Here is a 10,753-nt window from a genome sequence, read left to right as displayed (position 1 = left end):
GTCCAACAGCTCAATCCACTCCTTCGCGGATGGATAGCCTATTATGGCCGCTACAGCCGTTCGGCCCTGTCGACTCTGGCTGATTGCGTGCCAGCCTCTTCGTGAGAAAGCTGGCGCGGGAAAATCCAGGACTGTTTGTGCACTGGAAGGCGTTCGGAACGAACACGTTTGCCTGATGGGAGCGGTGTGAATCGAGAGGTTCACGCACCGTTCTGCGAGAGGCAGGCAGGTGAAATCCCTCCGGCCTACTCACCCATGAGAGGAACGTCCAAACGGGCCCAGCACGTAGCGCACCAATGATGCTGGCACGCTTGCAAACAGACTCGCACGAAAGCGGGGGAATTGCAGCTGTTCCGATCTTCCCCGAGGCCAGAGACCTGCCTCGCTGGTTTGGTCCCGCTCCGGAGCTTTGACGCGGGCCACTAAGCAGGCTCATCCCATTGCGGCGAGTAATCGCGATCGTAGATGCGCAGGTTGCGCGACCGGAGCCGCGAGATCGCTATCATCTCCCCACCGGAAAGCTCGAAATCGAAGACGTCGATATTTTCCGCCAGCCTCTCCTTGCGCTCGCTGCGCGGAATGGCGACCCCACCTTTCTGCTGGACGTGCCACCGAAGCACGATCTGCGCCGAACTTTTACCGTGCCGTCTGGCGGCGTCCCCGATCGCTGGTTGCTTGAACAACGCCTCACCGCGACCGAGCGGAGCATACGCAACCATCGCCATGTTGGCCGCGCGGCAAGCGGCATAGACCTTGGTCTGGTCAAGAAAAGGATGATACTCGACCTGGTTGGCCACAAGCGGCGCATCCGACAGGTGCACCGCCTCCGCAAGCATCACGCTTGGGAAGTTCGACACACCAATATGCCGCGCCATGCCGGAATCGCGAACCGCGTTCAGCGCCTTGATGGATCCCGCCAGCGGGATTTCCGGGTTCGGCCAGTGGATTAGCAGCAGGTCGAGGGTGTCGAGCTCAAGGCGCTTCAGGCTCTCCTCGGCCGATCGCTCCAGGTCTCCCGGAGCGATATCGGTCAACCAAACTTTGGTTGTGACGAAGACGTCGTCGCGCGGCACGCCGGAAAATCGCAGTCCCTCGCCCACGTCGCTCTCGTTGTCGTAGGTCGATCCGGTATCGAGATGGCGGTAGCCAAGCGACAGTGCGTGCGCAACCAACTCCGAGCACATTTCGCCCTTGAGCATCCAGGTCCCCAGCCCGATTACCGGGATTGCCGCGCCGTTCACCATGACGTTATGCATAAGAACTCACTTCCTTCCCCCGCCGGAGCTTGGCGCGCTCTTCTCCAAAGCAAAAACCAGCCCCAGCGCGGCTGAATGGAATTGGAGCGGCTCAAACTCACCCCAATCCGCCTGGATCTGAAATGACGTGCCGTAAGCTCTGCAGGAATTTGCTCGCTTCGGCTCCATTGATCGCGCGATGGTCAACTGAGAGCCTGCAGGTCAACATTGTTGCGACCCTCGTTCTGCCGAGACGGTCTGAAACCACTCGCGGGTCGCGCTCCCAACCGTCAGGATGGCACCTGCGGTGGGTTATGATGGCATCGAACTGTTCAATCCCATAGCCGTCAAGATTAGATATGCTGAACGAGCCCGGATATCTCACTAAACCTGAGCGCGTTGCAACCTGCTCGCTTGGCGAAATCCTTTACTTCCGCTGATATTTCTATCACTGACTTGGCCTCGGTTCCGCGTACTACTGGAGTTGCGAGGCCACCTTCAACAGCTATTACTACGGAAATGTCTGCGCTTTCGCCGGCTCTTCGATTTCCACAGTTGCCTTGGCTGTCTCGACTTCGACAATTATTTCGCCCTCAATGACCTTGTCTCCAATGAATGCCTTTTAGCCAGCGAACTATCGTTTCCTCGATACCCATTCCACTCGACGGTAGAACAATGTCGGTTGTCATTTTTGCTCAGCCTTCTATCGTAACGTTATGCATTTTAGAGCAGCCGCCGTATGGCAGCCATAATGTGCTCCTTCGTGGGGTAGAAGTTCTTCTCGAGGGCCGGACTGAAGGGCACGTGAATGTCCGGAGCGCTCAGGCGCAGGATCGGTCGCTTCAACAGATCGAAAGCTTCTTCCGCCATCACCGCTGCAATTTCACTTCCGACGTTACAGACGGGGTGCGCGTTCTCAACAATTACTAGCCTTCCGGTCTTCGCGACCGATGTTTTGAACGCCTCGTGATCGAGCGGTTTCAACGTACGGGGGTCAATCACCTCGACCGAAATGCCTTCTTCGGCGAGTGCGTCTACAGCTTCCATCGTCGGCCGAATTGCACCGGCAATAGCGACGAGCGTTACGTCTTTTCCTTCGCGCTTTACGTCCGCTTTGCCAATCGGGATTACCTGCTCCGGATCTGTGGACACATCGCCTTTGAGCGGCCAAAGGCGGGTGTCTTGGAAGACGAGGACGGGATCACCGTCGCGAATGGCCGATTTCATAAGCCCCTTCATGTCGGCGGCGCTGGTCGGGCAAATGATCTTGAGGCCCGGCACATTCATGAAAACCGGATAAGGCCGGTCGGCATGCTGCGCCGCTATGGACCCCACTGAGTACATATAGCAACTAACCACGATCGGAATGTTGATCTGACCTCCAGTCATATAACGCAATTTCGACGCCTGGTTAATGATCTGATCGGAGGCCAGATAGACGAAGCTGGCAGTTGAGAGGTCAACAACCGGTCGCAATCCGTTGATGGCAGCCCCGATTGCTAGGCCGGTAAAACTGTTTTCTGAAATCGGCATGTTCCAAATTCGGTTCTTGCCGAACCGCTGAATAAGTCTGTCTCCGCCGAAGACCGCGATGTCCTCTCCCATCAGGATGACGCGTTCATCACGATTCATTTCCTCTATCTGCGCCTCCATGATGGCCTCAAGATAGGTCATCCGAACATGGGTGCCGGGCGCTGCGGCTAGTTTCTGGGCATGAGTTTGCATGTCGATCAATTCCTCTCCAGCCCATCCACGAAGCTGTGACTGTTCGCAAGGGGCGAGTTGAACATGTAGTCCGGCAAAGTTTCGAGCCGAGGCATGGGGCTGGCCAAAGCAAATTCTACAGCCTGCTTGACGGCTTCAGCGACTTCGTGCTCGATCACTCCTAGAGTCTTTTCGTTTACGCCTTCTTCGAGGAGCACAGCGCGATAGAGCAAAATCGGATCGCGGTCGCGTTTGTGAGCCTCGACTTCCTCAATCGGCCGATAAGGCTGCCTCGGAATCACCAAGCCGAAATTGTGCTCATCGAACCGGTAGGTGTTAGCTACTATAAGAGTAGGCCCTTCGCCCGCGCGCGCTCGCACGACAGCCTGCGCCGCAGCTTCATAGACGGCCCTGACGTCCTGCCCGTCAACCCTTATCCCTGGCATGCCGTAGCCCGCCGCCCGCAACGCGATGTCCGGCTGCCCGTGGCTTTGTGCCACCGAGGTGGAGATTGCATAGCCGTTGTTCTCGCAAAGATAGACGACGGGAAGCTTCCACAGCGACGCCATATTGAGGCTCTCATGGAACGTACCCTGGTTCACCGCTCCATCACCGAAGAAGCATAACGTAACCTGATCCACACCCCGCACCATGGCGCTGAACGCGCACCCCGTGGCAAGGGGAATGCCCCCTCCGACGATACCCGATTCGCTGATAATACCGACCGACTTGTCTGCAAAGTGCATCGAGCCCCCACGCCCCTTGCAAATGCCGCCCTCCTTTCCCATCAGCTCGGCCATGAGCGAGTCCAGATGCGCACCCTTGCCGATTGGATGGCCATGCGAACGATGCGTTCCGGTCATGGCGTCATCGCCCCGCAGGGCGAGACATGCCCCTACAACAGCCGCTTCCTGACCCACGCTCGCGTGGAACCAACCAGGGATTTTGCCAGCTTTCGTCTGGCGCATACCCTCTTCTTCGAATCGGCGAATGCGGAGCATACGCCGATAAGCCTCTAGTCTCTCATCAACCTTCAACTGCATGATCCAAACGTTGCTCCAATATCCAAGTAAAAGATGCCGCCGGGGATGGCAGAGCGCAGGTCCTGTAAATTCATCGCGTATAATTCATCCACTTTCCTGGTTCTCTCAAAATCCGGAACGAAGAGCGTGCCAATAAACTATCAGGCCGCGCACTTGGCCGTAGTGATGTAATTGAAAAAATTGCCTGCTCTGAAGTCATGCGGCCTCAGCTTTAACGGCCTTCGCGACGAGTGCCATAGGGGTCGGTATCGCAATTGTCGAAGAAACCTGGTAGGTCGTGCAGGTCGGGGTGAAGGCGTTGGGCGGCGAGAACAGAATGACTCGCTTGCCGCTGAAATGACCGTGGGATGTCTTGTTCTCCCAGCGGTAAGGGTTTGGCCCCTCGATCGATTCATCGCGCACACGCGTGCGAAAGGTGACGAAGGGAACGTTCTTTTTCACGGTCACCGCTATTGCTCCTTTGAAAGAAAACTGACGCATTGCTTCTCGGTTGGGACTGACGCAAGCCGAACTCGATCGGCATCCCAAGGCATAAGATGAGTCTTTGCGGCTCCCACCTCTTTGGCATCCGGTTGTAAAGGAGATCTTGGCCCCTCGCCTTCGGCCGCCCGAACGACCACGTCGGTATGGGTGATCAGGGTGCCTTCGGGTGGATCGAGCAGGCCTTCCAGGCTGATGGCGCCGGAACGGACGTTGATGATCCGCGTCTCGTCCTCGAGGCAAAGGGTGATGGTGATCGGAAGTGTCCGTGCCGAAATAGGCGTGGGATGGATCAGCTGTGATAATGCGCAAAAGCCCCGGCTCGCGAGGCTGGTTCAGCGCTTTGTAAAGGGTTGCGAATGAGAGGCCGAGCTTGGCTTGGCTAGCCCTATGATGGCATCCTTTCGCACTCACACGCGGATGGCCGCCGGTCATCAGCAATTCTGCGAGCGCCACGCGTTGGCGCGTAGGCCTCCTCCGACCAGCTATGCGCAACCCAGCTACCGAGCACGGACCTCTGGAGTGGACGATGTCCCGATGTTCAGCGGGAATGCACGCGGTCTCCTCAGGCGCTTGTATGGAGCTTCGTGTCAGCAATGGCTTTGTTCCGAATCTTCTACGTGCTTTCTCTGGGCCTAGAAAGTCGGAAGCAAGCGCCGTACCATTTGACTGGGGGCTGGGCAATCTCATTACTTCTGCAGCCACGACGCGTCGCCCCAAGAAATCCGCAAGCTTCTTTTGTCCGAAGCTGGACAGGAATGTCGGAACCCAAACAAATGTATGGGGGCCGGGCCGGCGCTACGGAGAAGCGGCGCGCTTGTCCTCGCTTTGAGGTAGGTCTGCTCTTAGGACATGTTGTGCAATTTTGCGAGATTGCTTAGATGAGGCGTATTGGGATGCAGCGGAGCGGGCACAGATCGCCGCTGATGTGCAATGTTTCGTGAGGCTGAACTCCTCGATGGAAACAGTCTCAACAACTGCAAACGGGCACCCCGACCGTAGTGAACGTAAACCAAGGGGACAACTGTCACCTGCTACTGGAAGCTGACGCTGGATAAGAATTTCGGTGTCGGCAAGAGCATCGCCGAAAGCACTATCGCCCTCCCAAGGCGCACCGGCCCGGCACGGAGCTCAGTCTCCGGCCGGGCTTTCTTCCCAGAATGGCTGCGCTTTGGTCGACCCGTCTGGGCTCCGACATGTCGGGCCAGAAGCCGTGGGCGAACTCACCGCAGTTTAGCTATGCAAGACGTTTTTCATAGATTTGTAGAGCAAATCGCAGACAGCGCTGACGCACGGACCTGCGCAACGCTTTGGGGGAGATTGCCTCTTCGTTCGATTTGCCGTCTTTTGCCTATCTTTTCCCTTCGCCTAGCAAGGGCCGCAAGGTGCGCCTGATTTCCACCTACCCTCAATCTTGGACATCTCACTACCTTCACAGTCGGTATGAAAAGATTGACCCGGTTATCCATCAGGCGCGTGGTGGTCAGGAACCATTCAACTGGGATGCGCACGGCGCTGATCTCGAACTGTCGACGCAGCAGCGACAGTTGATGGATGAGGCGACGCAATTTGGCATTCACTGCGGCTTCACGATCTCGATCCACGACAGCACCGGTACATTTGCAGCACTTGACCTTCGCCTCGGATGAAAGGCGACCAGTGTTCTTCCGCTTGATTGACCGATATGACCGCGCGCTCGAGCTCATCGCGATCTTCTTCCATCTTCATGCCTGTCGCAAGCTGGCCGACGGCAGGATCGTGGATGGCGTTACCCTATCTCGAAGGGAAATCGAGTGTCTGAAGTGGGCGGCTCGCGGAAAGACGGCGTGGGAGATCGGCCGCATCTTGGGAATCAGTAGGCACACCGCAGCCTATCATCGGGATAACGCCAGGAAGAAGCTTGGCGTGAAGACGGCTATTCAGGCAGCTGTTCGGCTTGCACTATCCCGGCCATCTTTCTTCACCTGATCTCCGAAACCTGGGCACATACACAGGTTGTATCAACTCCGGCCTTTGCCTTCAATCGTAGGTGTTATCCATGCGAGGGAGAAGGCCATCATGATGCAGTTGATCACGCCGGATTGCTACGCTGAGTTCAGCGACGAGCTCGAGCAGATGCACCGCTTGCGGTATCGCGTCTTCAGAGATCGACTTGATTGGGACGTTTCGTTCAGCGGCGGCTATGAGGTCGATCCGTTCGACGCGCTTCGTCCCCACTACCTGTTGCTGCGTGCGCCCACCGGGCGCATCGACGGTTGCGTGCGCCTGTTGCCGACCACCGGACCGACGATGTTGCGCGACAGCTTCTGCGCTCTCCTTTCAGACCGTTCGGCGCCGGAAGATCCGCGGGTTTGGGAAAGCAGCCGTTTTGCGCTTGATCTGCCGCCTTCCGCGCCCAAACAGGCGGGCGTCGCCATTGCCACCTACGAGCTGTTTGCCGGAATGGTAGAGTTTGGTTTGTCACGCGGTCTGCGCAGCATCGTTACCGTAACGGATCTGCGCATAGAGCGGATCTTGCGTCGCGCCGGCTGGCCACTCGAACGGCTGTCCGATCCGCAAACAATAGGCAACACGCGCGCCGTTGCCGGATATCTCGACGTCTCAACAGAGAGCTTGCAAGCCCTCCATCGCAATGGCGCACTCAAGGGCCCGGTACTGTGGACACCGGTCATGAAGATCGCCTGAGCCTGGAATCCAACCCGTTCCTGGAAACGATGCAATGGACGAAATAATACCTGGCCCTGCCTGGCCGGACAGGCAAGATTATGGTGACTATGGCTATGTCGAGCGGCTGACCAGCCGAGGCTGGGCCTGGGAATTCCTCAGGCGCAATCCGGACTTGCAGAAGGATCTGGCGAACGCGCTGCGCGGTGCCGAACGCAAGAACGCCCGGTCCGTGGATATTATCAGCCTGCCGTCGACCCCTGTTGATTTCTCGCGGTGGGGCCTTCTGTTTTGCAAGCTCGAAAGGAACTGATGCGAGCGTCTTTTGGTGCCCCTGACAATGTCCGCATGTTTTGCCGGTTGCTGCCGAAATGGCGGCGCGGCCGCGCGGGGTCGACGTGCTCGATCTCGCCGCGCTCTCCTGCCGCATCTCCATACTCGTCATGCGGGATGGGCATCAGCACCTCCTTGTCGAGGACAATGGCAGGAGCTTCCAGTTGGCTGCTTCAGGCGTCAGCATCCTCGAACCTGTGCATTTGACATCCTCCGCCCTCTGGTCGCCAGAGGAACTGAAGCAACGCCTGAACGCGCTGGAATGTCTGAACAACCTCCGTTCGACCGGCAGGCTGCAACCAGGATTCTTTCCGACCGAGCCCCGTTGCTCGCGGTTGGGCCGAGTGTTGCGTGCGCTCGACGGCTCCATCGCTGGCGCACCACACCGCGAAATCGGCCTTGCCCTCTTCGGCAGAGCCCGCATCGAGCAGGACTGGGCCGACCCCGGTGACCATCTTCGCGACAGCGTCCGCCGTGCAGTCAGACGCGGGCGCTCGCTTATGAACGGTGGGTATAAGCGGTTTCTTCTATAGCGATCGTCACCATCAGGCCTCTTGGCCAGAGAACAGCTCTTTGTACCCCGCGATCACCAGCCAGTGGGCGCGCGCGAGATGGCTGCGAACCGCCTTTTGGGCGCGAGCCGGCTCTTGCACTGGATCGATGCCCAATATCGCCTGCGCCATCTCTTCTTCGCTGGCATTCCCGGCGCATGCGTCTATGAGTCTCAGATAGATCCTGAAGTGCTCATTGTCATAAGCGGTCAGGCTCTCCGCCCAGGGGACCTCGTCGGGAACAGCAGGTTGGAGCAATCTGTCTTCCATTTCATATCTCGCTATGAATTATCCCGCGTCCGCCTTCGACTGGACAATATCCTAAGATAGGATAATCCGAAACTGGGATTAGTCGGTGAGCCAGTTGTTCCTGGCCGGTTCGTCTGTTGCCGAAATCCCTTCGATCACCTCGCCAGCGCTGGCTGCTGAAAAGGTTGATTGCGGCGCGCAAAAATAACGGATTCACCCAGAGCCAGATTGCTGAAATACTAAGCCGCCCGCAGTCGTTCGTCGCCAAGTATGAGGGTGGTGAACGTCGGCTGGACGTAATTGAGTTTCTCGACGTAACCGAGGCTCTCAAGATCGATCCTTGCGAGCTTCTGGCACAAATGCGTCGCTCTCGTGACCTATAGGTGACGTAGCACTTTGTTTGGGTGTCAAACTTCACGATTTGGTGTCCTTGAGTTCACGGATCAGGAGGATTTGCTCACGCTAAAGCGATGCCGTGCAGCCGCTCCCCATTGTTGTCTTGATCTTTGTAGAGAATACTCCGTGGTGAAATCCTCGACAAGAGGGTGGCTTCTCGTGCATGGAAATCCGAGAGGTCTTTGCCCGCAATCTGCGTAGGCATCGCCAAAAAAAGAAATTGTCGCAGGAAGCGCTGGCGCATGAGGCCGGTGTCGACCGAACATATGTCAGCGCACTTGAGCGCTCGGTCTATGCCGCCAGCATTGATACGGTGGCAAAACTCGCCAGAGTGCTCGGAATCGAGCCGGCCGATTTACTCAACCCTCATTCTGAATAGACCTGGAAGCACGGACGAAACCGCGGTTGATGAGACTCGACCAGAAGGTTTTCAGGCATTTCATGCTGCTGCCAGGAGCGCCCGCGCGCCTTACAGCGCGCACCGGGTGCTCGTGAACCGAGCTCGCTTTTCTTCGGCAAGCTCAGGCGGTCTGGGCCATTCGGCTTCGCCCCTTGGCGTGGGCAACCCTTCGGGCTGTGACAGCCGCCGCCCTTGCGGGCGGCGCGGTGTGTCTGTTGGCCTTTCCCGGTGGCGCGGGGTGGGCGGCACTCCCTTCTAGGCCCGCCGCGGCAGCCCGCAACCCTTCGCGTGCCGCTCAGGGTCCTCCTCTTCGTTCCGGTCCTTCGGATGCGGTCCGCCCACCACGGCGGGCCTTTCCGGTCGCGACTCGCCGCCCACCCCGCTCCGGGGAAAGGCGCGGCGATTGGTGAGCGGAGGATAAGACATGCGTGCAAACAGCAAGCGTTGTGCCAGCACAGAGGCTGGCGCAGGCAAGGGCGGGCGCCCCGGCGCCAGCCTTTATCAGGAGATCACCGACCGCATCATTGCCGAACTGGAGCGCGGCACCGTGCCATGGGTCAAGCCATGGGGCAGGGCAAAGGCAGGCCTTGGCCTGCCGAGGAATGCTTCCGGGGCGCCAGCCACCGCTCCTGCAGCAAAAGAACAGCAGCTGTCGCAGCATGGCTGAACAAGGCATCTTGTCGGCGTCGAGGAGCTCCGTACTCGCCTTACGCAGGCGCATGCTCTGACATGACGTCCGGGAGACTGATGCCTTCCATCAACAATACCCAACAGCCATCCTGATCCGAACCGCATCTAAGCACGTCCATTTCAGGCGTTAGTCGAGGCCGCATTGACCAAGGGTACCTTCTTGGTCCGCTGGAGGAGGGCGGCCGCCCGTAGACAACGGCTGCTTAAGTGTCGCCCGTGCAGGGACGACCGTAAAAAAGGGCGCACGAGGCGCCCTTCATTTCCGATCGGCTATCAGCAGCCGCCTTCACCTTTCGTTGTTAGAAGCGGTAGGTGACACCTGCGCCTATCAACCAGGGATCGAGCTCCGCCTTTCCCGTCAGCTTCGCGCCGTCGACCGTGACGTCGAAGTCTGGCTTGAGGAAAAGCTTCTTCACGTCGAAGTTGACGCCCCAGTGCTGATCCACCATGTAGTCGAATCCGACCTGCAGCGCGGTGCCGAACGTATTCTTAACCTTGAGAGCATCGGCACTGTCGGCACCCTGGTTATGGAAGATCGTGTAGTTCACGCCGGCTCCGACATATGGCTTGAACACGCCGAAATCGGTAAAATGATACTGCAATGTGAGCGTAGGCGGCAGCAGCCAAACCTTGCCGATATTGCCCAGCCCGCCGATCGTACCTTGGCCCCCGATGTTTGCATAGGTGGTGCCGAGTATGAGTTCGGCGGCGATGTTGTCCGTGAAGAAATAGGAGACATCGAGTTCCGGCGTCACGGTGTTCGAATACGAAAGATCGGAGCCGGGCACTGCATTGACGTAGCCCGAATCCTCAGTGACGACCCCCAACGCACGCAGGCGGATCTGCCAAGGGCTTGGCGCTTTCGTGACCGAGGCTCCTGCCTGCGGGGCGTTCGCCGCTTGCGCAAGGTCCGCCGCGACGGCCTGCTCTCCCATCACAATGAGGGCAACGGCCGCTGTTACTCCCCGCGCCGCGCGCATTTGGTTTCTGGCCATGATATTCTCTCCT

The 10,753-nt window shown here is 58.2% G+C and carries 12 protein-coding genes and 5 pseudogenes; 8 read left to right on the top strand and 9 right to left on the bottom strand.

Annotation, left to right across the window (positions count from 1 at the left end):
* The first annotated feature begins 33 nt into the window (after positions 1–33).
* Complete coding sequence (locus NKH02_RS26835) at positions 34–105, top strand: hypothetical protein (RefSeq protein ID WP_352882724.1); 72 nt, start codon at positions 34–36, stop codon at positions 103–105.
* Between the two features lie 317 nt (positions 106–422).
* Here NKH02_RS26835 and NKH02_RS26830 read toward each other — a convergent pair whose 3' ends face one another.
* The 7 genes and pseudogenes from NKH02_RS26830 to NKH02_RS26800 form a co-directional block, all read right to left on the bottom strand.
* Entirely contained in the window at positions 423–1,256 is an 834-nt protein-coding gene (locus NKH02_RS26830) for an aldo/keto reductase (RefSeq protein ID WP_352882713.1), read from the bottom strand.
* A gap of 97 nt (positions 1,257–1,353) precedes the next feature.
* Positions 1,354–1,756 (bottom strand): annotated as a pseudogene (locus NKH02_RS26825) (2-oxo acid dehydrogenase subunit E2).
* Positions 1,747–1,818: a hypothetical protein gene (locus NKH02_RS26820; RefSeq protein ID WP_352882722.1), complete on the bottom strand. Its 72-nt coding sequence runs from the start codon at positions 1,816–1,818 to the stop codon at positions 1,747–1,749. Before NKH02_RS26820 ends, NKH02_RS26825 begins: the two are co-directional and overlap by 10 nt.
* Positions 1,819–1,958: 140 nt before the next feature.
* On the bottom strand, positions 1,959–2,960 hold the full coding sequence (locus tag NKH02_RS26815) for an alpha-ketoacid dehydrogenase subunit beta (protein ID WP_352882721.1): 1,002 nt from the start codon (positions 2,958–2,960) through the stop codon (positions 1,959–1,961).
* 5 nt (positions 2,961–2,965) lie between these two features.
* Entirely contained in the window at positions 2,966–3,982 is a 1,017-nt protein-coding gene (locus NKH02_RS26810; protein WP_352882712.1) for a thiamine pyrophosphate-dependent dehydrogenase E1 component subunit alpha, read from the bottom strand.
* A 264-nt stretch (positions 3,983–4,246) separates the two neighbouring features.
* Positions 4,247–4,429 (bottom strand): annotated as a pseudogene (locus tag NKH02_RS26805) (peroxiredoxin); the annotation flags it as partial.
* A gap of 339 nt (positions 4,430–4,768) precedes the next feature.
* Positions 4,769–4,897, bottom strand: a pseudogene (locus tag NKH02_RS26800) (hypothetical protein); the annotation flags it as partial.
* Positions 4,898–5,701: 804 nt separating this feature from the next.
* On the opposite strand from NKH02_RS26800, the pseudogene NKH02_RS34595 reads away from it, so the two are divergent.
* The 4 genes and pseudogenes from NKH02_RS34595 to NKH02_RS26775 all read left to right on the top strand — a co-directional run bounded on the left by NKH02_RS34595 (position 5,702) and on the right by NKH02_RS26775 (position 7,992).
* Positions 5,702–6,430 (top strand): annotated as a pseudogene (locus tag NKH02_RS34595) (LuxR family transcriptional regulator).
* Between the two features lie 90 nt (positions 6,431–6,520).
* Entirely contained in the window at positions 6,521–7,147 is a 627-nt protein-coding gene (locus NKH02_RS26785; protein ID WP_352882709.1) for an acyl-homoserine-lactone synthase, read from the top strand.
* A gap of 34 nt (positions 7,148–7,181) precedes the next feature.
* Complete coding sequence (locus NKH02_RS26780; RefSeq protein WP_352882707.1) at positions 7,182–7,439, top strand: transcriptional regulator domain-containing protein; 258 nt, start codon at positions 7,182–7,184, stop codon at positions 7,437–7,439.
* Between the two features lie 85 nt (positions 7,440–7,524).
* On the top strand, positions 7,525–7,992 hold the full coding sequence (locus NKH02_RS26775; protein WP_352882706.1) for a DUF2285 domain-containing protein: 468 nt from the start codon (positions 7,525–7,527) through the stop codon (positions 7,990–7,992).
* Between the two features lie 12 nt (positions 7,993–8,004).
* Here the strand turns inward: NKH02_RS26775 and NKH02_RS26770 are convergent, their stop codons facing one another.
* Positions 8,005–8,280, bottom strand: coding sequence for a DNA -binding domain-containing protein (locus NKH02_RS26770; protein ID WP_352882704.1), 276 nt, complete (start codon positions 8,278–8,280; stop codon positions 8,005–8,007).
* Positions 8,281–8,444: 164 nt separating this feature from the next.
* On the opposite strand from NKH02_RS26770, the gene NKH02_RS26765 reads away from it, so the two are divergent.
* The 3 genes and pseudogenes from NKH02_RS26765 to NKH02_RS26755 all read left to right on the top strand — a co-directional run.
* Positions 8,445–8,642 (top strand): helix-turn-helix domain-containing protein, encoded by a 198-nt coding sequence (locus NKH02_RS26765; RefSeq protein ID WP_352882719.1) that lies wholly within the window; start codon positions 8,445–8,447, stop codon positions 8,640–8,642.
* A gap of 176 nt (positions 8,643–8,818) precedes the next feature.
* The gene (locus tag NKH02_RS26760; protein ID WP_352882703.1) at positions 8,819–9,034 is read left to right on the top strand and encodes a helix-turn-helix domain-containing protein; all 216 of its coding nucleotides are present in this window, start codon (positions 8,819–8,821) and stop codon (positions 9,032–9,034) included.
* A gap of 445 nt (positions 9,035–9,479) precedes the next feature.
* A pseudogene (locus NKH02_RS26755) lies at positions 9,480–9,665 on the top strand (ArdC-like ssDNA-binding domain-containing protein); the annotation flags it as partial.
* 379 nt (positions 9,666–10,044) lie between these two features.
* Here NKH02_RS26755 and NKH02_RS26750 read toward each other — a convergent pair.
* Entirely contained in the window at positions 10,045–10,740 is a 696-nt protein-coding gene (locus NKH02_RS26750; protein WP_502913864.1) for an OmpW/AlkL family protein, read from the bottom strand.
* Between the last annotated feature and the right edge of the window lie 13 nt (positions 10,741–10,753).

Origin of the sequence: Mesorhizobium sp. M1396, from assembly GCF_040317725.1 — a bacterium.
GTDB lineage: Bacteria > Pseudomonadota > Alphaproteobacteria > Rhizobiales > Rhizobiaceae > Mesorhizobium.
This window is presented reverse-complemented; position numbering and strand designations above follow the sequence as displayed.